This is a genomic window from Saccharopolyspora sp. NPDC045839 (assembly GCF_056431645.1).
The window spans coordinates 115122-139081 of sequence record NZ_JBWKKH010000018.1 but is presented as its reverse complement, the minus strand read 5'-3'; the positions used below and the strand labels follow the sequence as shown (position 1 = coordinate 139081).

Genomic DNA, 23960 nt, shown 5'->3' with positions numbered 1-23960 from the left:
CCCCTTGCTCGAGCAACGACGACCCGAGCTCTACGCGGACATCGCGGCGCGCCCCGACTCCTGATCAGGAGTCGGGGTGCGCCCGGCCTGTTCAGGCGGCCCAGACCGCGACCGGTTCGCCGAGCACGGTCTCGTCCACCTCGATGCCGAGGCCGGGGGCGTCCGGTGGGAGGACGAGGCCGTCTTCGCCGACCGCGTCGAACTTCGCCGTCCGCAGGGTCACCATGCTTTCGCAGTTGAGGACGGTGCGCAGCATCCGGGTCGGCACGGTCGCACCGAGGTGGACGATGGCTGCGAAGGCGATGGCGGAGCCGACGGTGTCCTGCACGCTGGTGGTCAGTCCGGCGGAGCGGGCCATGTCGCGGTGCCGGCGTCCCCGGGTGAGGCCGCCGGCCTTGGAGATCTTCAGCCCGATGCCGTCGGCGACGTCGTTGGCCACGGCGAACGCGATGTCGGCGTCCTGCTCGGCGAGCTCGTCGATGATGATCGGGTAGGTGCAGCGCTTGCGCAGCGACATCGTTTCGCGCCAGGTGGCGCACGGCGCTTCCAGGACGAAGTCGAGGCCTGACGGGAGCAGGCGCAGCATTCGCAGCACGGACTCGGGCAGCAGTCCGTTGTTGGCGTCAACCAGGAAGAACTCGCCTCGGCGGCGGTCGGCGAGGCACGCGGCGATGCGCTCGGCGTCGAGCGTCGGGCCGCCCTCCTCGTCGAGCGCACCGATCTTGATGGAGTGGCCGCGGAAGCCGCGGTCCCGGTGTTCGGCGACCCGATGCCGCATCTCCTCCGGCTCCCCCGCGTGGATCGAGGAGATCATCGGCATCGGGACGCCGGTCGACCCGCCGAGCAGTTCGCACACGGGCAGGCCAACCGACTTGCCGAACGCGTCCCAGCACGCCACGTCGAGCGCGGTCTTGGCGTGGTTGTGGCCGAGCAACGCGTCGTCCATGGCGTCGTTGATCCGGTCGGGCTGGCGCGGATCCCTGCCGAGCAGGTGGGGCGCCATCTCCTCGATACCGGCCCGGACGCCGAGCGCGTGCGCGGCGATGTAGGTGGAGCCGAACGGGGTGCTCTCGCCCCAGCCCTGGGTTCCGTCGTCGCAAGTGATGCGGACGACGGAGGCGTCGAACGAGGTGTAGGTGCGGCCGCCGGAGAGTAGGTAGGTGCCGCCGGAGTACGGGAGGTCGACCTGGAAGAGTTCGATCCGCGAGATCTTCATCATGTCCCTTTCGCCACCAGGACGTGCAGCGGTTCCGCGGGTCAGCGCGCGGGAGCCGGAGGGATGAGCACCAGCTTTCCGGGGTGCTTCTTCGCGAGGAAGTCCGCTTGCGCGCGGGCGATCTCGGCCAGCGGGTACGTGGCGGAGACGACCGGGCGGATCTCGTCGCACTCGACGTAGGAGACGAGGTTCTCGAAGATCTCGTCGGGCTGGAAGGTGCAGCCGTGCAAGGTGAGGTCCTTCAGGTAGACCGTGCGCAGATCGATCTCGGAGATCGGTCCGCCGATGGCACCTGCGATGGCGTAGCGGCCACCGGTGCGCAGCACGTCGAGCAGTTGGGGCCACTGCGGCCCGGCGACCAGGTCGACGACGACGTCGATGGAGCCTTGTCCGAGCGCGGCGACCAGGTCCGCGCCGCGCTCGACCGTCTCGTCCGCTCCCTCCGCCTTGACCTGCGGTGCCTTGTCCGCGGAGCAGACGGCCACGACGGTTGCGCCACGCCGCTTGGCGAGCTGGACGGCCGCGAGCCCAACACCGCCCGAAGCACCCGTGATCAGCACGCGCTCGGCGCCGACGCCGGCGCGGTGCAGCATGTTCTCCGCTGTCGAATAGGCGCACGGGACAGCGGCGAGTTCGGCGTCGCTCCAGTCGCAGTCCACCGCGTAGGTGTCGGGAGCGGGGGCGACGGCGTACTGGGCGAAGCCGCCGTCGCACTCGCTGCCGAGGGTCCAGCACTCGAAGGGGCGGTGACCGACGTAGCTGCGCAGCATGGTGCGAACGAGAACCCGCTCGCCGACGCGGTCGGCGGACACCCCGTCGCCCACCGCGACGATTCGGCCGCACACGTCAGCCCCCTGGATGCGGGGGAAATCCAGGCCCTTGCCGGACCAGCTCGCGTCACCGTCGTCGACCGCGGTGAAACCGTCGGCCCCGCCGTAGTTCGTCGCCGAGGTGATCTGCTTGGAGTACCAGCCAATGCGGGTGTTGACGTCGGTATTGTTGATCCCCGCGGCACCCACCTCGATCAACACCTCGCCTTCGGCCGGGTGCGGGACGGAGACGTCGGTCCGGTACTCGAGCTTGTCCAATCCGCCGTGACCGGTCAGGAGCACGGCGGTCATGGTCTCAGGAAGCACGATTCTCCTTCTCTCGTCCGATAGACGCGAACGTCGAGCGCGGACATGTACGTGCCATCGCCACGGTCACTGATCGTTCAATCACCAAGATGGCGAAACACGGTCGCAGGGAACAGTTTCTGCGAAAGACCGTACGGAGGGTTCCGCGCGGCGGGACCCGCCTTCTGCCCGCGAGGGACTACTCGAAGCGATTTCGCAGGTTCAGCTGGGCACCGTCAGCCGAAGACCGCAACCGCCGCGGCGAACCGGGATTCATCTGGCGCGATGCCCAGGCCAGGGCCGGACGGCAGGGCGATGTGGCCGTCGACGACGTCAAGGCCGTGCTCGGGATCGTAGTGGTCAGCGAGGTACGGCTGCGCGATCCACACGCCTTCGTTGAGCCGTGGATTCACCGTGGCGCCGATGTGGGTGCAGGCCGCCGCGATGATGTCCCCGCCCCACGCGTCGTCGCAGGTGTGGGGCAGAGAGCGCGCCTCGCAGATCCCGCGCACGGTCGTCATCGGCAGCAGACCGCCAAGACGGGTGACCTTGAGCCCGAATCCGTCGCAGAGGTCGTCCCCCACCGCCCGCAGCACCGCGTTGACGTCGACCGTGGTCTCGTCGAGGTAGATCGCGTGCTCGATCCGGTCGCGAATCCCGCGCACCTCGTCCATGGTGCGGGTGGGCTGCTCGATGATGAACGGAAGGTCGCGGCACTCGCGACTCAGCCTCAGCACGTCCCGCGTGACCATTGAGCGGTTGGCGTCCACGGCCAGCCGCACGCGCCCGCCCACCCGCTCCCACACCTTGCGGACGACCTCGATGTCGACCTCCACGGGACGGTTCCCGACCTTCAGCTGGAGGCGTCGATAACCCTCGTCCACGCGCCGCTGGGCCTGCTCGGCAACCTCGTCCGGCTCCCCGACGCTCAGCGAGAAGTAGGACGGCACGCGTTCCGTCTGCGCTCCCCCGAGCAAGTCGGCGACGCGCACGCCGAAGTGCTTGCCCGTGATGTCGTGGGCGGCGATGTCGATGGCGGCCTTGGCGTAGTTGTGGCCATCCAGCAGGGCGTTCATGCGGCGGTGCAGGCTCAGGACCTGGGTGGGGTCCTCGCCGATCAGGCTCGGGGCCATCTCGGCCAGCGCCGCCTGCGCGCCGGCCGCGTGGTGCGGCTGGTAGACGGGACCGACGGGGCAGGTTTCGCCCCAGCCGACCAGGCCGCTGTCGGTGACGACCTTGACCAGGGTGGTTTCCAGAGCGGTGAGCTCGCCGACGGACATCTTGTAGGGCCCGTGGACAACGGGGATCTGGTGCGAGTAGACGGCGATCTCGGAGATCTTCATGCGCTCTCCCCTCTCAGGTGATGGCGGTAGTGGGTAGAAGCCCCTCAGACCCGGCGGGCGCGGTCCAGGTGCGCCTGCGCGATCTGCTCGAGGTGAACCAGGTCGCCCTCGATGCTGATGAAGTCGAAGCCAAGGGCCAGGCGCGCTGCGGCGGTGTCCCCGTCGTCGGCGTGGATGCCCACAGCCTTGCCCGCGTCGTGCCCGGCGCGCAGGATCCGTTGCAGCGCGGCGTCGCGCGCCTCGACAGCGGCCGGATCGTCGGGGTTGCCGCCGCCGATCGCGAGCGTGAGGTCGTACGGGCCCACGTAGAGCGCATCGACGCCCGGCACGGCTGCGATCTCCTCCACGTGTTCCAGGCCCGCCGCGGTCTCGATCATCACGGCCACCAGCGTCGTGTCGTTCACGACGGCGAGGTCCGGGCCGCGTCGCAGCTCGGACCGCATGGGCCCGTACGAGCGGCGCCCCAGCGGCGGGTACTTCGCGTTCCGCACCGCCTCGTGCGCCGTCGCCGCGTCGTCGATCATCGGCACGATCACGCCGGCCGCGCCGGCGTCGAGTGCCTGGCCGATGCAGCGCAGGTCGTTCGCGACCGTGCGCACGAGCCCCACGGTGTGCCGCGAACCCAGGACACCGCCCGCATCGATGGCCATGAGGCCGTCGCGGATGCCGTGATACCCCATGAGCCCGTGCTGCTGGTCGAGGCACAAGTAGTCGTAGTCGGCCCGCGCCAGCCGCTCCGCCATCACCGGTGAATCGGCCAGCAGCCAGTACCCCACGAGGGGCTCGCGATCGCGCACGCGCCGCACGAAGTCCGCGATCGGCGTCACCGACTCGTTCGTCCTGGTCAAAGTTTCCTCCTCGTCGTGGCCCGTGAAGCCGGAGGGCTCATGCCCGCCTGTTCACCTTGGGCAGGGGCGCCAGGAGCATGGTCGAGGTGTCCAAGCGCTCGTTCGTGTCCTGGCCATCGACCAGTTCCCGGGCCTCCTCGCGGCTGGAGACCACCGGGACCGACCCGAGCAGCGGGCGCGAGGCCGACTCGCGCATGCACAGGGCTGCGACGAGGGCGACGGCGGAGAAGAACATGACGTAGTAGGCGGGCGCGTAGCTGTTCCCCGTCAGATCGACGAGCAGCTGGGAAACCAGCGGTACGGTGCCGCCGAACAGCGAGGCTGCGACGTTCTGCGTGAACCCGACGGCGCAGTACCGCGAAGCGGTCGGGTACAGCTCGGCCATGATGGCCGCGTTCATGCACAGGAACAGCGTGCTCGGGATCATCACGAGCCCCAGCGCGACGTACAGCGACCACGTGGTCCCCAGGCGCATCAGCCCGAACGCGGGAACCAGCAGGACCAGGTTGCCGATGGCCGCCATGAGGTAGACCGGCTTGCGCCCGAGCTTGTCCGCCACCCGACCGAAGATCGGCAGCAGGAGGGCCTGCAGGACGAGGATGCCGACGGTGGCGACCGCGGTGTGGATCGTGGCGATCCCGACCTGGGTTTCCAGGTACGTGGGCATGTAGCTGGTCAGGGTGTACGACGAGGCGCCGTCGGCGCCGATGAGGGCGATGCCGATGAGGACCTGCGGCCAGTAGAACTTGAAGACGCCGGGCAGCTTGTGCCGCATGAAGATCGGGTTGGCGGCCTGCGCCTCGGTCTTGACCTGGGCGGCCTTGAAGCTCGGGGACTCCTCGATCCTGCTGCGCAACAGCATCGCGATGATGCCGAGGACGAACGCCAGGAGGAACGGGACGCGCCAGCCTCCGTTGAGCATGGCGTCCGGGCCCCAGAAGTGGGTGGTGATTCCGGTGGTCGCCGCGACGACACCGGCACCGGCCGCGAAGCCGAGCTGCGAGCCGCTGTTGAGCATCGAGGTCCAGAACCCGCGGCTCTTGTCCGGCGAGAACTCCGCGACGTAGGTCGCCGCTCCGGCGTACTCGCCGCCGGTGGAGAAGCCCTGCGCCATGCGCAGAAGGTAGAGCAGCACCACGGCCCAGGCACCGATTTGGCCCACCCCTGGCAGCACGCCGATCAGCGTGGTGGCAACGGCCATGAGCGCGATGGTGAAGAACATGACCTTGCGACGGCCGATCTTGTCCCCGAGCGGACCGAGGATCATGCCGCCGAGGGGGCGGACCAGGAAGGACACGGCGAACCCGAGCAGCGTCACGAGCAGGCCGAGCTTCTCGTCCATGCCCTCGGTGAACACCTTGGTCAGGGTGACGGCCAGGTAGCCGTAGACCCCGACGTCGTACCACTCGATGAAGTTGCCCACCCCGGCGCCGACCTGCGCCCGGATGAGCGCCGGCTTGTCGACGACGATGCAGTCCTCTTCGCGGACCTTGCGCGTGTCCTCGGATGCTCCGGGGTGATGACTTCTTCTCGAATCGGACATCGTTGTCCCTCGTTTCTGGCGGTTGACGCGAGTCAGCGAGGCACGACAGTGAAAGCGGCCTCGGATACGGGGAGGTGGAGGAACCACGGGACCTCCGCGGTGATCAGCAGGCTGGTGCGGGGAGCCGTGGCTCGATCCCGTCCTGCGGGCGCTTTCTACGGTCCGGCGCAGGTCGGCCCGGTAGCCGCTGCGGCGACGGTGGAGGCGGCGCGGCCGTCCGCGACGTCCGGCACCGGCCCCGCCTCTGCGGCGCCGGGCGTACTGGTCGCCTGGCCGAGGAGGGCGCGTGTGCGGCGCACGTCATCACGGATGAGATCGACGAGCGCGGACGTCGAGGAGCAGGCGACCTGTCCGCGCAGCAGGTCGGTGAGTTCCACGCTGATGTGGCGTCCGTACAGGTCGCCGTCGAAGTCCAGCAGGTGTACCTCGGCGAGGCGGACCGAGTTGGCGTCGTAGTAGGTGGGGCGGGTGCCGACGGAAACGGTCGCCGGCCACGTGCCCCAGCCGGGGACGGCCGCGCAGGCTGCCCATACGCCGTCGTGCTCCGTTCCGCGCGGCATGCGCAGGTTCGCGGTCGGGAAGCCCAGCAGGCGACCGCGTGCGTCGCCGTGCTCGACGACGCCCTGGATGACGATGCTCATGGGAATCTCCTCCCGGGCCTTAACGAGCGGAGACCGGTTCCACGCGGCGGCCGTCCTCGAGCCGCGGGACGCCGTTCGGGTTGTCCTCGCGCAGTTCCGCCGGGAGCAGGTGCTGCGGGAAGTTCTGGTAGGCGACCGGACGCAGGAAGCGGTGGATGGCAGCGGTCCCGACGGAGGTGGTGCCGGGTGCCGTCGTGGCGGGGTACGGCCCGCCGTGCTGCTGCGCGTAGGTGACCGAAACACCGGTCGGCCACTGGTTGAACAGCACCCGGCCGGCGCGCTCGGCGAGCTCCTCGACGAGCTCCGCGACCGCGCAGGACTCCTGTGCCTGGAGCGTGGCCGTGAGCTGTCCGGCGAAGGTGCGGGCCGCGGCGACCAGCTGCGCCTCGTCGTCGTACTCCACGACCAGCGCCGTGGGGCCGAAGCACTCCTCCTCGAGCGCAACGGGGTCGGCCAGGAGCTCCGCGACGGTGGTCCGCAGCAGAGTCGGCGCCGGATCCCCGTCGGCCGAGGAGACACCGCGGGCGAGCACCTCGACGGCGCGGTGGCCCTCGAGCTCCGCGAGCGTGGTGCGGAAGGCCTTTTCGATGTTCGGGTTCAGCATCGGCTCGCCCTCCGGCAGCGTGGCCGAAGCCAGCGTCTGGGCCAGATCAGAACCGGCGGGGACGAAGATGGTGCCGGGCTTGGTGCAGAACTGGCCGGAGTTCTGGGTGAACGAGGCGACGAAGCCGGCGGCGATCTCGTCCCCGCGCTCGCGGGCGGCGGCCTGCGTGACGAAGACCGGGTTGTTGCTGCCCAGCTCGCCGTAGAACGGGATGGGGTCGGGGCGCGAGGTCGCGATCTCCATCAAGGCGCGCCCGCCCGGGATCGATCCGGTGAACCCGGCCGCCTTGATCCGCGGGTCCTTCAGCACCGCGATGCCGGGTTCGCGTCCGTGGATCACGTTGAGCAGGTCCGGATCGGCGCCGGTGGCCTGGAGCGCGGAGCGCACTACGGTGGCTGTCGCGTCGGAGAGCTGTGGGTGCCCCTGGTGCGCCTTGACGACGACGGCGTTGCCCGCGGCGAGCGCCGAGGCTGTGTCGCCGCCGGCGACCGAGAAGGCGAAGGGGAAGTTGCTGGCCGCGTAGACGAGCACGGGGCCGAGCGGGCGCGAGGAGCGGCGCAGGTCCGGGCGGGGAGCGCCCATGGGCCAGTCGGGGTCGGCGTGGTCGACGCGGGCGTCGGTGTGGCCGCCGTCGCGGATCACGTCCGCGAACAGGCGCAGCTGGAAGGCGGTGCGCTTCAGCTCACCGCGCAGCCGACCCTCGGGCAGGTGCGTCTCGGTCTGGGCCAGGGGAACGAGCTCCCCGGCAGCAGAGTCGAGGGCGTCGCCAACGGCGGTCAGGACGTCCGCCCGGGCGCTGGCCGGTGTGCCCGCCCAGCTGCGATGGGCAGCCTGCACCCGCCCCAGGAGCGGGTCGATCTCGGAGAGGCTGGTCTCGGGGTACGGCTGTTCGTTGTCAACGCCCATCGCTGGGGTCTCCTTCCGTGGTGTCCACCTGCACACCGCTGCACCGGTGTTCAGGTGTTGGCACCCGCCCCCTCTTGCGCGGAGGCGGCGAGGTGGTTCTGCTTGCTCAGCGGTGTCGATGGAGTGGACCGGCTCCGCGAATGCGAGGGAGCCGGTAATGTCCCATTAGGACGGTCCCGGACTAGCGGGCCGCGTAGTCGAAGCTCACCTCTCCCCACCCGGCGAAGCTGCCCGTGATGCGGTGGCCCGGCACCAACTTCTCCGCCGCCAGGATGCTGCCCGGCAGGATCAGCTGACCGGCCTCGAGCCCCACGCCGTATTCGGCGATGCGCCGGCAGAGCCAGGCGAGCGCGCCGATGGGGTTGCCGTAGACGGCATTGGTGTTGCCCTTGGACTTCACCTCGTCGTCGAAGCGCACCTCTCCCGGCGTGTCGGCGAGGTCGACCTCGGAAAGCTTGCGCGGGCTGCCGCCGACGATCACGGCACCGCTGGAGCCGCAGTCGGCCAGCGTGTCGTAGATCTCGATGTTCCAGTTGCGCACCCGGGAATCGATGATTTCCAGGGCGGGGACCACGAAATCGGTGGCCGCCATGATGTCCACGGCCGTGACGTGCGGCCCGCCGACGCTCTTCTTCAGGACGAACGCCGGCTCCACCTCCACGAACGGCTCGATGAACTCGTCGGCGGTGATCGTCAGGTTCTCCGGGCGGAACTGACCGGCCAGCAGGTAGCCGTAGTCGGGCTCGTCCACGCCGAACTTGGTCTGCATCGCCTTGGCGATGTTGCCCAGCTTGAAACCGGCGACCGCGTCCCCAGCGGCCACGCGCCGTCGGACGACCTCCTCCTGGACGCGGAACGCGTCCGCTTTGGTGGGCCCGTCCGCTTCGTCGATGAGCTTGTCGACGGGAGAACGGGATTCCTGGGCCGCGATGATGCGCTCCGCGGTCTCGACGACGTTGATCGCCACGGTGTACTCCTCCGGTGTATCGGTGTGGTCCGAAAAGCGGCCTGTCAGGTGCTGCGCTTGCGCTGGTCGCCCAGGTGCCAGATCCCGACGGCGGAGAGCATCTCCCGCGGGTCCCAGACGACGGACTCGTCGGTGATCTTCCCGTTGCGGTGGGCCACGAAGGAGGCGCCGGTGACGGTGACCGTGCGGCCGGTCGGGGGGACGCCCATGAACTCGCCGGTGTGCGTTCCGGTGCTCTCCCAGTGGATCGCGACGAGGTTGTGGTCCTCGATGGCGCGCAGGATCCGCATGCTGAAGCCGCTGAACGCGGTGTGCTGCTCCTCGATCTGCTGCACGACGAGCTGGATGGACTCCTCACCGGACTTCGAGTGGCGCACGTAGCCTTCGTCGACCAGCGCCTCGAAGGCGGCCGTGTCGCCGCTGCCCCAGGCCCTGGTCCAGGCGTCGGTGACGCGTTCGAGCATCGTGTTCATGACCGTCATGCCTTTCCTTCCGGGGTCGGCCACAGGGTGAACTCGCCGAATTTGCCGCCGCGGAACATCAGGGCTTCGCCCTCCCCCGCGACGAGCTCCTCGATCGAGCCGACGATGACGTAGTGGTCGCCGGCCACGACCTCGGAGAGGACTTCGCAGTCGATCCAGGCGGTGGCGCCGGAGATGCGCGGGGTGCCCAGCGGGCTCTCCTCGTAGTCGATGCCCCGGAACTTCTCCTCGCCCTTGCGCGCGAGCGCCCGGCAGACGGGCAGCTGCTCGGTGGAGAGGATGTTCGCGGTGAAGCGCCCGAGGGAGCGCAGGGTCGGCCAAGTGCTGGAGCTCTTGTCCACGCAGAAGGTGACCAGCGGCGGGTCCAGCGACAAGGACTGGAACGTGCCGACCACGAAACCGCGCGGGGATCCATCTGAGGTGAGGCCGGTGATGGCCGTGACGCCGGTCGGGAGTGCGCTGAAGACTTGGCGCTGGACCACCGGGTCGATGGACGGAGGGTTCCAGGTGACGACGACAGACATGGTCGGCCTCCTTACTGTGCCTGAGAAGTGGGTGGAGTGGTGCGGGCGCTCGGGTTCAGGCGAGCTGCTGGAGCATGTGCCCCATGTGGTCGCGCTTCGCGGCCAGGTAGGCCACGTTGTGCTCGTTGGGCGGGGCTTCCAGCGCGAGGCGTTCGCTGACCACGACTCCGTTCTCCTCGAGCGCGCGGTGCTTTTCGGGGTTGTTGGTCATCAGCCGCACCGAGCCGATCCCCAGCCCGGCGAGGATCCTCGCGGCCGGGACGTAGTCGCGGCTGTCGACCGGCAGACCGAGCGCGCGGTTCGCCTCGAGGGTGTCCATCCCGTGGTGCTGCTGGAGTTCGTAGGCGCGGAGCTTGTGGCCCAGGCCGATCCCGCGCCCCTCGTGGCCGCGCATGTAGATAATGATCCCCCTGCCCTCGTTGGCGATTTCGCTCATCGCCATCCGCAGCTGGGACCCGCAGTCGCAGCGCAACGAGCCGATCAGATCACCGGTGAGGCATTCGCTGTGCAGGCGGATGAGAACGTCGTCGGTACCTTCCACATCGCCCATCACCAGCGCGAGGTGCTCGACTTCCTCACCCGCGGCCTGGTACGTGATCGCCTGGAACGTCCCGAGATCGGTGGGGATCTCGGCCTGTCCCGTGCGGCGGATTCCGGGGTCGTCGTCGCGCAGCCACTCGACGAGCGCGGCGATGGAGATCATCGGGATGTCGTGCTCCGCGGCGAGCTCTTCCAGCTCGGGGCGGCGCATCATCTGCCGCCGGTCGGGTGTCACGATCTCGCACAGCAGAGCGGCACCGCTGAGCCCGGCCAGTCGGCACAGGTCGACTCCCGCCTCGGTGTGTCCGGTGCGCTCCAGCACCCCGCCGGGCTTCGCGCGCAACGGCATGATGTGCCCGGGCCGGGCCAGATCCGCCGGGTCGAGCTGCGGATCGGCCATCGCGCGGATGGTCGCCGCCCGGTCCTGCGCGCTGATCCCGGTCGTGGTCCCGTGCTTGTAGTCGACGCTGACGAGGAAGGCCGTGCCTTGGCTCTCGGTGTTGGTCGCGACCATCAGGTCCAGTTCGAGCTCGTCGGCCCGCTGCTCGTCGATCGAGACGCACAGGAATCCCGAGGTGTGTTCCAGGAAGAAGGCGACGTCGTCGGTGGACGCGTGCTCGGCGGCCATGATCAGGTCGCCTTCGTTCTCCCGGTTCTCGTCGTCGACGACGAGAACCTTCCCGCCGGCCGCGAGGGCGGCGATGGCTTCGGCAATGCTCGACGAGGGCATCGGTTTCTCCTGCGAATGCGTATCGGTCCGCGACAGGGCGCACCCCGGTCACCGCGGAACACCGGAACCTGCGCTCTTACCACCTCGACTGATCAATCAGCCGGAAAATATTCACTATCTGAACGCTTCGTTCATTATGGATCGAACTGTGACACTGAACTCGACGGACGTCAAGAGGACCCCACTGCTTCACCACTGGAAATTCCACCAGTTAAACCATGCGGTCAGGCCTTGACGGAGCTGGCGACCGGCGTCAAAATACGAGCCATCTTGTTCATATATTGAACATATTGTCCATTTATGTGCTGTTGAAGCGGTTCTGAGCAGGAAGGTCCGAGCGCCCCACCGCGCGCCCGGACCACGTCTCCAGACCCGGACAGACCTCCGGTCCGACCACCAGGGAGCGCCAGAGTGATTGAAGATGCTGACGTCGTCGTCGTGGGCGGCGGTATCGCCGGCCTGATCACGGCCCGCGAGCTCAGCCGACGCCAACTGCGGGTCGTCGTCCTCGAAGCCAGGGACCGGCTGGGTGGCCGGGTGTGGACCGACCACCGACTCGGCCGGGACCTCGAGATCGGCGGCACCTGGCTGCACTGGGTGCAGCCGCACGCGTGGGCCGAGGTCACCCGCTACGGGCTCGAGGTCACCCGCGGACCGCGCCCCGAGGAGGCCTACTGGCTGGCCGGTGAGGAAGTCCGCAAGGGAACGCTCGACGGGTTCATGGAGCTCATCGACCCCGGCATGCAGCGCCTGCTGGACGAGACGATGCGCTGGATCCCCCGACCGGACAAACCGACTTCCGAGCCGGAGCTCAAGTCGGTCGACACGTTCAGCGTCCAGGACAAGCTCGACGAACTGGACCTCCCGGTCGAGGAGTACCGCGCCAACGAGGCCGCGTGGGTGGGGCACTTCAACGCCCCGCTCCAGGACGGCGCGTTCACCAGCGCGCTGCGCTGGACAGCGGCCACGGCCGGCTCCTGGCACCTCATGCACGAGGCCTCCGCGGTGTTCCGCCTCGCCTCCGGAACCCGGTCCCTGGTCGAAGCGATCGTCGCCGACACCGACGCCGACATCCGCACGTCCACCGAAGTGCGCCGGATCGAGCACGACGCGGACGGTGCCGTGGTGACCACCGCCGCCGGCGACCGGATCAACGCGCGTCGCGTCGTCGTGACCTTGCCCCAGAACATCATCGGCGAGTTGGACGTCTCCCCCGCGCTGTGCCCCGAAAAGCGCGCTGCGAGCGAGGAGAAGGCGGCGTCGAGGGGCGTCAAGGTGTGGATCCGGGTGCGCGGCCCGATCAAACCGTTCTTCGCCTACTCCTCCGCCGATCATCCGCTGTCGGTCGTGCGCACGGAGTTCATCGGGGACGACGACGCCGTGCTCGTCTCCTTCGGCGCGGACTCCGGGAAGATCGACCCGAACGACGTCGACGCCGTCCGCGCGGCGCTGCGCGTGTGGCGCGATGACCTCGAGGTCCTGGAGGTCACCGGACATGACTGGATGGCCGATCCGCACTCCCGCGAGACGTGGCTGATGCAGCGGCCGAACCAGCTCACCAAGTACTTCGAAGCGCAGCAGCGCGCAGAAGGTGTCCTGCACTTCGCGGGCAGCGACTACGCCAACGTCTGGGCCGGCTTCATCGACGGAGCCATCGAGAGCGGCCTGCGGGTCGCCCGCGAACTCACCACCCGGCTCGACTCGTCTACCTGAACACGCCCCCACCGGAACATGAACGCGCTGCCGCCGTCCCCACCGCTGGTGAGCTGCAGCGTTGAACTGAACCGCCCCGCCTGCCGAAACTCCGCCTGGCGGGGCGGTTCAGCGCGGCTGCCCGGGTCACAAAGGCGACGACGAGCACAGTCGGCGCCCGGCAGGTCGTTCACTAACTGGACACTGCGTACACTCTGCACTCGGAGGCGCAAGTCCCAGCGCCGCTGAGTGAGGGGGTCGGATGAGCCAGCCGTCCGAGCAGACGGAGCCGCTGAACAAGTCAGTGGTGAAGGCGGCACGTCTGATACGGGAACTCGCCGTGCAACCGAGCACCGGCGCCACTGCCTCGACCCTGGCCAAGGCCGTCAAGCTCTCACGGCCCACCGCTTTCCGCCTGCTCTACAGCCTCGAACGCGTGGGGCTGGTGGACCGCATCAACAACAACTACGTCCTCGGGTGGGAGCTGGCCCGCCTCGGGCAGAAGGCCGCTCCCTACGCCGGTCTCACCACCCGGGTCCAGCCCTACCTCGACGAGCTGGCCGAGGAGTTCAACGAGTCCGTGACGTTGTCGGCGGTCAACTCCTCCGACGGACTCGACCTGGTGGCCGAAGCCTCCGGCTCGCACGTCGTGGGCGCCACGTCCGCGGCACTGGAACACCAAGTCGGCCGCCAGTACCCGCTGCACGCCAGTTCCAGCGGCAAGGTGCTGCTCGCCAACCTGCCGATCGCGCGGGTGAACCAACTGCTGCCCGCTGAGCTCGAGGCCTTCACCGAGCACACGATCACCAACCGGGACGCACTCCTCCGAGAACTCGACCACGTCCGGGAGCAGGGGTACGGCCTCATCGACAACGAGCTCGAGGAAGGGCTGATCGCCCTGTCGTGCGCGGTGCGGGATTCCGCCGGGGTCCTGGTCGCCATCCTGAACCTCAACGCACCGCGTTACCGCTTCGGCCGGGACAAGATCCCGCAAGCGGTCAGCACGCTGCAAGCCGCCGCAGATCGGATCGCCGACGTTCTGTGGTCCGACGTACCAGAGCGCTGAACCTCTTGAGCACGACCGCAACTCCTGCATCGAGTTGCGGAATTCGGGACAGGACTGCGGAAGGCGGCGCAGAATCCCCGATCGCGCCCGCCTGATGCATCGCGGTCTGACCAGGCTGGTCGGGCTCGTGCGCCCCGGCTGCATTTCCGCAGCCGGGGCGCACGTGGTCGGGTTCAACGACACCGAAATCCCTCAGGGGGCCGGACGCCGCGCGTGGATCCTCTTCATCGTTCGGTGTGGAACCGCGCGGTCCGCGGTTCCACACCGGAATTCGTTCCGGTACCCGCGCAGCAGATCACCGAAAACGGCGCCGCACCGGCGGATCGCGCCCATCGAGGGGTCAGGCGAGCGCACCAGCAGCGGCCAGCGGGACGTCGTCGTGGTGCAGTGCGCGCACGGCGGAGGCGGGGTGATCGGGCAGCGTCAGATTGCGACCCGCTCCGAAGAAGTTCTCGCGCAACGTGGTGGCACTGCGGTCGTAGCCGTCCTTGACCAGGCCCTGGCGGCGCAGCTCGGGCAGGGCCAGGTCGATGAAGTCGTTCCAGCTCGCGGGCTTGCTGGCGTAGCTGAGGTTGAACCCGTCGATGTCGGCCACGTCCCGCCAGCGGCGCAGCTCCGCGGCCACGGTCTGCGGTGAGCCGACGACGACCGCGCCGGTGCCGCCGATGCCGAGGAACTCGGCTACCTGGCGCGGCGTCCACGTCCGACTCGGGTCCGCCTTGGAGAACATCTCGACCAGGGAGCGCGAAGCGTCGGTCTCGACGTACTTCAGCGGCATGTCCGGGTCATATCCGGAGAGGTCGATGCCGGTCCATCCGGCGAACCGGGCCATGGCCCCTTCGTAGCTGACCGACCGCAAGTACGACTCGTACTTCTCCTGCGCCTGCTCATCGGTGGGAGCAACAACGACGGTGATCAACGCGACGACCTGGACGCTCCGGGGATCCCGGCCGGCGTCCGCGGCCGCCTGGCGCACCTTCGCCACACTGCGCTGGGACAGCTCCGGGGTCATCGTGTTGACGAACACCCCTTCCGCGTGCGATCCGGCGAAGGCGAGGCCCCGCGACGACGCTCCCGCCTGGAACAGCACCGGAGTTCGCTGGGGCGAGGGCTCGCACAGGTGGATCCCGGGAACCTGGAAGTACTTCCCGCTGTGGTCGATCGGGTGGATGCGAGCAGGATCGACGTAGGTCCCGGACTCCCGGTCCCGCACGACGGCGTCGTCCTGCCAGGAGTGCTCCCACAACCGGTAACAGACCTGCATGTACTCCTCGGCCATGTCGTAGCGCTCGTCATGGGGAATCTGCTTGCCCAGCCCGAGGTTGCGAGCCGCCGACTCGCTGTAGGACGTCACGATGTTCCACCCGACGCGCCCGCCGGTCAGGTGGTCGAGGGTGCTGAACTTCCGCGCCAGCAAGTACGGCTGCTCGTAGGTCAGGGAGGAGGTGACGCCGAACCCGAGGTGCTCGGTGACCGCAGCCATCCCGGACACCAGCAGCGCCGGGTCGTTGATCGGGAACTGCGCTGCGTCCCGGATCGCCGCGTCGGGAGATCCGGCGTAGACGTCGTGGTAACCGACCGTGTCGGCGAAGAAGATCCCGTCGAAGCAGGCCTCCTCCAGCAGCTTCGCCGTCTCCGTCCAGTAGCGCAGATCCGTGTAGCGGTACCCCTGGTCGTCGTCGTTGCGCCACGACCCCGCGGTCAGGTGCGCCGGCGCCTGGACATCGAAAGCGAACAGCTTGAGCGGACGGTCACTCATTGCGCCTCCCTTGGCGAGGACTGGCCCACGCGAGGACAGTCACCAGAAAACTGAACATATTGCTCACTTAGTGAACGCTGCTTCGCCGATTGTGGCGGCGGCTACCTGCTCGCGTCAAGAGGGAAGCCGCGGGGCCCGCCAATGACGCCGATCCGCTTAACGAGCGGGAGATCATCTGTTCTTCACGGAGTTCCGGTCTCAATGCGGACGCCAGCGCGCGATCAACAGAAGCGCTGCATTCGAACACCATCGTCATTTAGTGAACGCCGCAACGAGCACCGCGGCGTCCCGCGACCAACTCCGCCGTTCCGGCAGCGGCCCATCAGCCGACCAGCCCGCGTCCAGTGCCTTGTTCGACGCTGGACGCGAGCTGGCCTGCGGTGACGCACCCGCGGCCGCCCACACCGGCGGACTCCTCCGCCCGCGCGTTGCAGATCGACACGGATCTGGTCGACGTCAGCGAGAAAACCCAGCGCCAACCGACGGTTCCGGCTGATACGACCGTCCATACAGGATTCCGATCGTGCGTGATCGATCAGCTCGCGAAGAATGCGGCGCTGGCCACCGCATCGTTCTCCATCGGGATGCGGTCCGCGCCCCGGATGCGCACCAACGTCGAGCCGGGGATCTCGGCAAGGAACCGCCCGGCTCGACTGGAAGCGATCGTCCTCGCCTCGTGGTTCTGAGCGTCCGCCGGCGTCCACTTAGGACTTTCGATCACGCGCAGAACCCGGCTCAGCTCCTGTTCTCGTGCCTTCGGGGCAGGAAACCGACGCCGATCATCAGGTCGACGGACGACCAGGCGTGCGCCCACAGCTCCTGACGGCTCAGCTCGGGGTCACCCGCCAGCACCGCTTCCACCAGCGGGGTGTGCGACTGGTGCGCGAGGTTGAGGATGTTCGGCGGGCGTTCCGCGTGGCGCAGCACCCGGGTCAGCTCGGCCTGGACCGCTCGCTCGGCTTCGACCAGTTGCGGTGATCCGCTGCGTTCGGTGATGCGTCGGTGCAGTTCGGCGTCGGCGAACCGGAAGTCGGCAGGCGGGACATCGGTGCGGTGGCTCTCCGCCGCCAGCGCTGCCGCCTCGCCGGACACGGTCATCGGAGCCACCCCGAACGCCGACGCGAGCTCGGTCTCCGGCGGGAGCCGTTCGCCCGTCCGCAGCTCACCGGCGCCATGCCGTTCGACCGGATCAGCTCGACCACGCCGGTGAAGAGCTCGGGTGAAGACCGGGTCGAGTCCGCGTGCGCGTTGGGCGTCGAAGTCGCGCAGGACCTTGATGACCACGCCGGTCAGGGCGAGCACGGCCAGGAGGTTGACGGTGGCCATCAACCCCGTGGTGACGTCGGCGAGGCCCCAGACGGTTTTGAGCGACAGGACGGATCCGAGGAAGGTGCAGGCGGCTGGTTTCTGCGTGCGCGCGCTGGTGTGGCCGTGACGGCAGCGATAGCCAGGCCGGTAATGCACCCAGTGCGAGTCGAACCGCCGGTCACACACCCCGCAACATGACCAGCCCCGTCAGCAAATAAACCCGGGTGTCTCCATCCTGGGACTTCCTCGCAGCCCGGATACCCTGAACAGAACTACTGGTTGATCCAGTGTTCAGAATCAAGTTCGCAGGCTCGTTCGGACAACGGATCAGGACCAGCCCTGTCTTGAGGGTCGCTGCCTGAAGCGTCGAAATCGACCTCCTGACCAGGCGCGTTGTTTCTAGACATGCTCACCGTTGGGCGCTCCTCCTGAAGGGGCTCGGCTTCACCTTCATATTGGGGGGTAGGGCAATTGTGGCGTGTCTAGTCGGCGGCGTAGCGGACTTCTTCCTTGCCGAACAAGGCGCGCACGTGGTCGGGCGACCACCCGCCGCCGCAAATCCTCTTGCGAGGCAGGCGAAAGCCGCTTGACATCAACCACCGTCACCTTCACACCATAACCAACGACAACGCCACATTTGCGTTACCCATCAATAAGTTCCTTCCTCTCCCAGGGCGTTGTCCCTCACCGTGTAGAACGCGGTCGAGACGGCGCTGCCGGCATCAGCAGCCGTTCCTGATCCAGTGACAGGACCCGCTCACTGCTCCCGACGCTTTGCACGGCGTTCCATCACCAGAGGCACTCTCGCCTCGACAACCAGAGGCTTTGACAGCGCCGGCGTGCCCATCCCGCGACGCCGATGACCAGCGTCCGAACCCGTGTGCATCCTGTACGAGCCAGTCCGGGGGCACTTTGTTGACCGGGCGAATCCAGCCGGGCATACGGAACCGGCTGGATTCGTGCGCTGCCTGGGGATCACGGTCACTTCGGTGGCATTCGTAGGGCGCCGGAAGTGCCGTCGCCGCCAACCGTCTCCCGCCCGGTGTGGGGTTCACGGTCGGCAGCGGCCCGCTCCAACTGGTCGACGTCGAGTGCCGTGATCCCGGGAATCGGGTCGACCTTGGCACGCTGCGCGCGGTCGGTGATCACGAGCTCGGCGCCGGCCGCCTCGACGCGCAGCTGGACGGCTCCGGTGGCGAACGCGGTGAACAGCGGCACGTGGACCGCACCGAGGCGCCAGATCGCCACGAGCGTGACGATGAGTTCCGGTCGTTTTCCCATGAGCACCGGCACTCTGCTGCCGCGCCGCAATTCGTGGTCGGCGAGCACGGTGGCGAGTCGGCGGGAACGCTCGGCGAGCTCACCGAAGGTCAGGTCGTGCGTCCGCAGGTCGGCGTCGACGAAGGTGAAGGCGACCGCATTCGGGTCGTGCCGGTCGCACAGCAGCCACGCGACGTCGGCGTCGGCGTGCGTCGTACTCGGCGAGCCAACCTTCGATGGTTGGACGGGTGTCGCTGGTCAACGCTGCCTCCCGCGGGCTGGTTCGGGATGGATTCGTCACGGCGCACGCTCCGGCGCCTGGCGGGACAGCGCCCGGATCGTGTCGACACCACCGGGGTCGATGATGTCGCCGTGGCGGGAGAGGTTGTTGGCGTGCCCGGCGATGTGCAGGGCGAACGCCGACTCCAGCGCCACGTCCTGGCCTTGGGCGGCGAGGCTGTTGTTGACGCTGGACTTCGCCAGCCGCAGCGCGTACTCGGGCATGCGTGCGATCCGCCGTGCGAGGTCGAGGGTGAAGTCCGCGAGGTCGTCGTCGGGGACCACGTGGTTGACCATGCCCAGCCGATGTGCGTCCGCAGCAGTCACAGGAGCGCCGGTGAACAGCATTTCCTTGGCCTTGCGCGCGCCCACCTCCCACACGTGGGTGAAGTACTCCGCACCGTTGAGCCCGAATGCCGCTACCGGATCGGAGAAGGTCGCCGATTCGCCGGCCACGATCAGGTCCATCGGCCACAACAGCATCAGCGCTCCGGCGATGCAACGCCCGTGGGCCTGGGCGATCGTGGGTTTGGGCAGATCGCGCCACCGGCGGCACATTCCCAGATAGGCCTCGCATTCGAACGCGTGCCTGCCCTCGACCCCGTCGGCGTCGAAAGCGCCCTCGAGGGTGGCCACGGACGGCCCGGGAATCCTCGAGTCGCGTTCGCCGAGATCATGTCCGGCGGAGAAGTCGGGTCCCGCACCAGCCAGGATGATCACCCGGACTGTGCGGTCCCGGGCCGCGATCGCCAGCGCCTCGTCGAGGTCGTAGAGCATCTGGGGGTTCTGCGCGTTGCGACGCTCGGGCCGGTTCAGCACCACCCGCGCGATACCGGTCTCCGGGCTCTCGAGAAGCACGGACGAACTCATGCAACCCCCTCGTCCCCGTTGTGCCCCGCCGCATCGAGGTACTGCTGCTTGAGACGGCGCTTGAACAGTTTTCCGGTGTCCTCGCGCGGCAGCTCGTCGGCGAGCACCACTTCCCGCGGTACCTTGTAGCGCGCCAGGCGGGAGCCGACGTGGGTCCGGATCTCGGCCGGGTGAAGGATCGCGCCGGGGATCGGCTGGATGTGGGCGGCGAGCACCTCTCCCAGGTCGGGGTCGGGAATGCCGAACACGGCCACATCGGCGACCCCCTCGAGGTCGAGCAGGCACGCCTCGACCTCGGCGGGGTAGATGTTCACGCCGCCCGAGATGACCATGTCGTTGAGCCGGTCGCTGAGGTAGAGATAGCCCTCGTCGTCGAGGTGGCCGATGTCGCCGAGGGTGAGGTAGCCGTCCCTTTCCATCCGACGGCGTTTGGGCTCGTCATCGATGTAGGTGAAGTCCGGCCAGCCGGTGAAGCAGCGCCCGTAGACGATGCCGTCCTCGCCCACCGGCTTGTCAGTTCCGTCCTCTCCGAGGATGCGCACATCGGCATCAAGGATCGGGCGCCCGACGGTGCCCGGACGGCTCAGGGCCTCCGCCGTGTCGCAGGCGGTGAAGGCACCCACCTCGGCGCCGCCGTAGTACTCGTGCACGATCGGACCCAACCAGCCGATCATGGCTTCCTTGACGTGCCGCGGGCACGGCGCGGCCGCGTGCACGATGGCCTTCAGCGAGGAGAGGTCGTAGGAACGCCGCACCTGCTCGGGCAGCTGCAGCAGCCGGTTGAACATCGTAGGAACCATCTGCACGCTGTTGACGCGGTGCTCCTGCACCAGCCGCAGGAACTCCTCGGCGTCGAAGCGAGGCATGATGTGCAAGTTCATGCCCAGCGCGACGGCGAAGGTGGCGTGCACGTTCGGAGCGGAGTGGTAGAGCGGCGCCGGGATGAGGGTCGTCTCGGCTGGAGCCAGGTGCCACAGCTTCGCGATGTTGGCCAGCAACGTCGGGCGGTCGGCCACCGCGACCGGGTCGCGGAGCACTCCCTTGGCCCGCCCGGTGGTGCCGGACGTGTAGATCACGCTCATCGGGGCGGCAGGTGAGGGTTCGGTGCGGGGTTCGTGATCGTCGATGCGCTGCGACAGCGTCGGCCACCTTCCGGTGGACGGCTGTTCGGCCAGCCCGTAGGAGCACCGCACCCCGGGCGGTATCTCCGCCTCGATGATCGGCAGCCCGGGTGCGCTGGACTCCACGGCCGGCAGCAGGTCGGTGTGGACCACCGCGAGCCGGGAGCGGCTGTCGGCCAGCGCGTGTGCGAGGTCGTCCCCCGTCCAGTGCCAGTTGATCGGAACCGGGGCAGCCCCGACGAGCCCGACCGCGAGCGTCACCTCCACGAACGCGATGTCATTGCGCATGACAACGGCGACGCGGTCGCCCGGACCGATCCCGTCGGCGTTGAGGGCCGATGCCAGCCGCGCAGCACGGGTGCGCAGCGTCTCCAGCGACTGAGAAGTTCCGCCTGAGTGGATTCGCGGTTCGCTCATGCCAGGTCCCTTCTCAGTGGAAGTCGGCCGGAACCGGGGTGAAGGACACCCGGCGCGTCCACTCCTGGATCGCCCGGCCAAGAACCTCGTCGTAACTCATGCCCTCGATGGGAGCCGCCTTCTCCACCTCGGCGAGCACCGCCGGCGGAACATCCGGGATGGACACGCCCGCGTACTCGGCCCACTTCTGCGTCGAGTTGCGGACCATGCCCTTCGGGAAACGGGATCCCGGTCCACTGGAATTGGTCGTCCACAGTGACCGCGACTTCGAGGCCTGAAAGCAGACCGCCAGAAGATTTCGACATCGGAATCTCCTCTTGGGGTTCGAGCGAAACTCGTGCCATCGTTGCGACAGACTCAAGCAGTGCCAATGCCCAATTCTCAGAAGCAGGTCGGCTTGTCGCCCTTCGGCGCGGCCCACTTGCCGCCGCTGCCCTGCATGAACATGCAGCTCGCCGGCGGCGGGCCGCTGGCGGTGAAGGTCAGCGGAACGGTGAGGCCGCCGAAGCGATCGCCTTTGATCTTGCGCAGCTGCGCCACCAGACTGGACCGGCTGACGTCCCCCACGCCGCGGCGAACTCCTTCGCCGCCGGCATGGACAATCCACCGAACGGAAATATTCGGCTGGGATTAGATGAGACCGGAGCGGATTGCGTAGGAGACGGCGTGAGCGCGGTTATGGAGGCCGAACCGCTTCATGAACTGGTAGAGGATGTTCTTGACCGTGCGTTCTGAGTAGTGCAGTTTGTTAGCTATTTGTTGGAGATCGAATCCTTCGGAGACGAGGCGGAGGATATCGATCTCGCGGTGGGTGAACCCGGACGGGGTCAAGTCTTGCGGTGCGAGTACTTCGCGGTAGGTCTGCACGATTTGCTCGATGAGTGCGCCTTGCAGTGAGGTGGGGAAGTATCCGCCACCGCTGCCTACAGCACGAAGGGCCTGGATGAACGTTGTAGTGGAGAAATGGCGGCGCCACAGGACTGCCCGGACACCCTGTTCTACCGCTGCGGAGATGTCGGCGTGCCATTGATCGCCCACGATGAGGAGCAGGGGGGTGGCAGTGTCGGGCCTGAACATCTGCAGCTCTTTCATGGTGGACGCTTCGGCGGTTTCGATGGCGATCACGACGATATCGACGTTGTCGCCGTTGGTATCGACGAGCTGGGCGTCTCCACCCAAGCAGTTCGTCAGTCCCATGCGCGTAAGGTGATCCTGCGCGTGGATTGCCACGCGGATTTTCTCCATTGTTCTGCCCTGCATGGCGGTCCCCGTTCTGGAAATACCAGGGTGGCTCGCGACCAGAAAGCTCGGATCAGTCTTTCCGGGAGTTAGGCCTTCCGCGCAGCGAGCAGCTCGTTGCCATCGCGGGCCCCGACCAGCGCCGGAAACCCGCTTGATCGGCTGGACCCACCGGCCGCCCGCTCGCCCCACGCACGATCGCCGGTACCGAGAGCACCGTCTCCCCCGGGTACGGATAGCCGGCGAACCCCGACGAATCCGCGAGACCGTAGTCCACACAGCTCTGCGCGAGCAGTCATCGCCGCACCCGTCGGCGCCTGCAACAACAGATTGTCGCTGCCACTGACCTCATGCCAGGTCCCTTGTCAGTGGAAGTCGGCCGGAACCGGGGTGAAGGACACCCGGCGCGTCCACTCCTGGATCGCCCGGCCAAGAACCTCGTCGTAACTCATGCCCTCGATGGGAGCCGCCTTCTCCACCTCGGCGAGCACCGCCGGCGGAACATCCGGGATGGACACGCCCGCGTACTCGGCCCACTTCTGCGTCGAGTTGCGGAACTGGCGGGTGGTCACCGGCGAACCGATCACGTTGGCAGGGTCGGCCATCGCCCGTTCCGAGGTGACGAACACGACGCCTTCCTCGGTGAGCCGACCGAGGATCCGCTCGATGGTCGCACCGGCGACCGTCGTGCCGTGGATCAGCATGATGTGCGCCGGCGACCGGCCGAGCGCGGCAGTAGCCGCGGCTGCTTGGTTTTCCATCTGCTCGATCGCGGTGTCGACCAAGGTGTCCTCGATCCAGCGCTGCGCCGCCCGGTCCATGAGCCGCAGGGCGCGGTCATAGGCGACCATGAACTGGGCGTCGTAGAACCAGAGCGTGACCGGGGAGGACAGGAACCCGTTTCGGCTCAGGTGAGTCTGGACCTGGCTCGTCTTGGTCGCGCTATCGCCCTCCATGGCGAAGGCGTAGCGGAAGTAGCGCGACGGCGATGCCTCTATCCACCTGCTCAACAGCCGCTCGCTGGTCTCTATGTCGCGGAGGTAGGTGTCGACGTCCAGCCAGTTGAGGCTGATGTGCTGGTGCGTGTGGTTGCCGACGTAGTGCCCGGCGGCGCACCAGTCATCGAGGATGTCGAGCACGCGCGGATCTTCCTCCGTCGGCGCAGTGCTGTTGAAGGCGTAAACGCCGGGAACCCCATAGGCTTCAAAAGCCGTCATCATCTTCTTCGACACGGTGTGCGGACCATGCCCTTCGGGAAACGGGATCCCGGTCCACTGGAATTGGTCGTCCACGGTGACCGCGACCTCGAGGCCTGAAAGCAGACCGCCAGAAGATTTCGACATCGGACTCTCCTCTTGGGGTTCGAGCGAAACTCGTGCCATCGTTGCGACAGACTCAAGCAGTGCCAATACCCATTGCTGATACACCGTTATGTGGCGAGATCACATACGGAACGACCGGGGTGGACGCAGGGGCCCGGCAAAGTCTGG

At 67.9% G+C, this 23960-nt stretch carries 23 protein-coding genes; 3 read left to right on the top strand and 20 right to left on the bottom strand.

Annotated features, from left to right (window positions below; all coding sequences use genetic code 11):
- Nucleotides 1-91: 91 nt before the first annotated feature.
- The 11 genes from AC07EQ_RS24340 to AC07EQ_RS24290 all read right to left on the bottom strand — a co-directional run bounded on the left by AC07EQ_RS24340 (nt 92) and on the right by AC07EQ_RS24290 (nt 11459).
- Nucleotides 92-1219, bottom strand: coding sequence for a mandelate racemase/muconate lactonizing enzyme family protein (locus tag AC07EQ_RS24340; RefSeq protein ID WP_478390199.1), 1128 nt, complete (start codon nt 1217-1219; stop codon nt 92-94).
- A 38-nt stretch (nt 1220-1257) separates the two neighbouring features.
- Nucleotides 1258-2337: an alcohol dehydrogenase family protein gene (locus AC07EQ_RS24335; protein WP_478390198.1), complete on the bottom strand. Its 1080-nt coding sequence runs from the start codon at nt 2335-2337 to the stop codon at nt 1258-1260.
- Between the two features lie 230 nt (nt 2338-2567).
- The gene (locus tag AC07EQ_RS24330; RefSeq protein WP_478390197.1) at nt 2568-3674 is read right to left on the bottom strand and encodes a mandelate racemase/muconate lactonizing enzyme family protein; all 1107 of its coding nucleotides are present in this window, start codon (nt 3672-3674) and stop codon (nt 2568-2570) included.
- 44 nt (nt 3675-3718) lie between these two features.
- Nucleotides 3719-4522 carry an HpcH/HpaI aldolase family protein gene (locus AC07EQ_RS24325; protein ID WP_478390196.1) on the bottom strand — a complete coding sequence of 268 codons (804 nt, stop codon included), beginning with the start codon at nt 4520-4522 and terminating at the stop codon, nt 3719-3721.
- Nucleotides 4523-4559: 37 nt separating this feature from the next.
- Nucleotides 4560-6065 (bottom strand): MFS transporter, encoded by a 1506-nt coding sequence (locus tag AC07EQ_RS24320; RefSeq protein WP_478390195.1) that lies wholly within the window; start codon nt 6063-6065, stop codon nt 4560-4562.
- Nucleotides 6066-6220: 155 nt separating this feature from the next.
- Nucleotides 6221-6706 (bottom strand): riboflavin kinase, encoded by a 486-nt coding sequence (locus AC07EQ_RS24315; RefSeq protein ID WP_478390194.1) that lies wholly within the window; start codon nt 6704-6706, stop codon nt 6221-6223.
- A 19-nt stretch (nt 6707-6725) separates the two neighbouring features.
- Nucleotides 6726-8216 (bottom strand): aldehyde dehydrogenase (NADP(+)), encoded by a 1491-nt coding sequence (locus AC07EQ_RS24310; protein ID WP_478390193.1) that lies wholly within the window; start codon nt 8214-8216, stop codon nt 6726-6728.
- 181 nt (nt 8217-8397) lie between these two features.
- Complete coding sequence (locus tag AC07EQ_RS24305; RefSeq protein ID WP_478390192.1) at nt 8398-9183, bottom strand: 2-keto-4-pentenoate hydratase; 786 nt, start codon at nt 9181-9183, stop codon at nt 8398-8400.
- 44 nt (nt 9184-9227) lie between these two features.
- Nucleotides 9228-9665, bottom strand: a complete 438-nt coding sequence (locus AC07EQ_RS24300; protein WP_478390191.1) for an ester cyclase — start codon at nt 9663-9665, stop codon at nt 9228-9230.
- Nucleotides 9662-10189: a flavin reductase family protein gene (locus AC07EQ_RS24295; protein WP_478390190.1), complete on the bottom strand. Its 528-nt coding sequence runs from the start codon at nt 10187-10189 to the stop codon at nt 9662-9664. Before AC07EQ_RS24295 ends, AC07EQ_RS24300 begins: the two co-directional genes overlap by 4 nt.
- Nucleotides 10190-10244: 55 nt before the next feature.
- Entirely contained in the window at nt 10245-11459 is a 1215-nt protein-coding gene (locus AC07EQ_RS24290; RefSeq protein WP_478390189.1) for a bifunctional 3,4-dihydroxy-2-butanone-4-phosphate synthase/GTP cyclohydrolase II, read from the bottom strand.
- Nucleotides 11460-11870: 411 nt separating this feature from the next.
- On the opposite strand from AC07EQ_RS24290, the gene AC07EQ_RS24285 reads away from it, so the two are divergent.
- Both AC07EQ_RS24285 and AC07EQ_RS24280 read left to right on the top strand, forming a co-directional pair.
- Nucleotides 11871-13172: a flavin monoamine oxidase family protein gene (locus AC07EQ_RS24285; protein ID WP_478390188.1), complete on the top strand. Its 1302-nt coding sequence runs from the start codon at nt 11871-11873 to the stop codon at nt 13170-13172.
- 241 nt (nt 13173-13413) lie between these two features.
- Complete coding sequence (locus AC07EQ_RS24280; RefSeq protein WP_478390187.1) at nt 13414-14217, top strand: IclR family transcriptional regulator; 804 nt, start codon at nt 13414-13416, stop codon at nt 14215-14217.
- A gap of 340 nt (nt 14218-14557) precedes the next feature.
- On the opposite strand, the gene AC07EQ_RS24275 is transcribed toward AC07EQ_RS24280, so the two are convergent.
- Nucleotides 14558-15976, bottom strand: a complete 1419-nt coding sequence (locus AC07EQ_RS24275) for an LLM class flavin-dependent oxidoreductase (protein ID WP_478390186.1) — start codon at nt 15974-15976, stop codon at nt 14558-14560.
- 428 nt (nt 15977-16404) lie between these two features.
- On the opposite strand from AC07EQ_RS24275, the gene AC07EQ_RS24270 reads away from it, so the two are divergent.
- A complete protein-coding gene (locus AC07EQ_RS24270; protein ID WP_478390185.1) occupies nt 16405-16662 on the top strand; it encodes a hypothetical protein in 258 nt (85 codons plus the stop codon).
- Between the two features lie 49 nt (nt 16663-16711).
- Here AC07EQ_RS24270 and AC07EQ_RS24265 read toward each other — a convergent pair whose 3' ends face one another.
- The 8 genes from AC07EQ_RS24265 to AC07EQ_RS24230 all read right to left on the bottom strand — a co-directional run bounded on the left by AC07EQ_RS24265 (nt 16712) and on the right by AC07EQ_RS24230 (nt 23897).
- Nucleotides 16712-17440, bottom strand: a complete 729-nt coding sequence (locus AC07EQ_RS24265) for an alanine:cation symporter family protein (protein ID WP_478390184.1) — start codon at nt 17438-17440, stop codon at nt 16712-16714.
- A gap of 825 nt (nt 17441-18265) precedes the next feature.
- The gene (locus tag AC07EQ_RS24260; protein WP_478390241.1) at nt 18266-18658 is read right to left on the bottom strand and encodes an AMP-binding protein; all 393 of its coding nucleotides are present in this window, start codon (nt 18656-18658) and stop codon (nt 18266-18268) included.
- Nucleotides 18659-18841: 183 nt separating this feature from the next.
- The gene (locus AC07EQ_RS24255) at nt 18842-19693 is read right to left on the bottom strand and encodes an enoyl-CoA hydratase (RefSeq protein WP_478390183.1); all 852 of its coding nucleotides are present in this window, start codon (nt 19691-19693) and stop codon (nt 18842-18844) included.
- Nucleotides 19690-21231, bottom strand: coding sequence for an AMP-binding protein (locus tag AC07EQ_RS24250; protein WP_478390182.1), 1542 nt, complete (start codon nt 21229-21231; stop codon nt 19690-19692). The genes AC07EQ_RS24255 and AC07EQ_RS24250 overlap by 4 nt, the downstream gene beginning before the upstream one ends.
- Nucleotides 21232-21244: 13 nt before the next feature.
- Nucleotides 21245-21439, bottom strand: a complete 195-nt coding sequence (locus AC07EQ_RS24245) for a hypothetical protein (protein ID WP_478390181.1) — start codon at nt 21437-21439, stop codon at nt 21245-21247.
- A gap of 173 nt (nt 21440-21612) precedes the next feature.
- On the bottom strand, nt 21613-21798 hold the full coding sequence (locus AC07EQ_RS24240) for a hypothetical protein (protein WP_478390180.1): 186 nt from the start codon (nt 21796-21798) through the stop codon (nt 21613-21615).
- 63 nt (nt 21799-21861) lie between these two features.
- Nucleotides 21862-22461 (bottom strand): response regulator transcription factor, encoded by a 600-nt coding sequence (locus tag AC07EQ_RS24235; RefSeq protein ID WP_478390179.1) that lies wholly within the window; start codon nt 22459-22461, stop codon nt 21862-21864.
- Nucleotides 22462-22835: 374 nt separating this feature from the next.
- Nucleotides 22836-23897: a polysaccharide deacetylase family protein gene (locus AC07EQ_RS24230; protein ID WP_478390178.1), complete on the bottom strand. Its 1062-nt coding sequence runs from the start codon at nt 23895-23897 to the stop codon at nt 22836-22838.
- Nucleotides 23898-23960 lie beyond the last annotated feature (63 nt).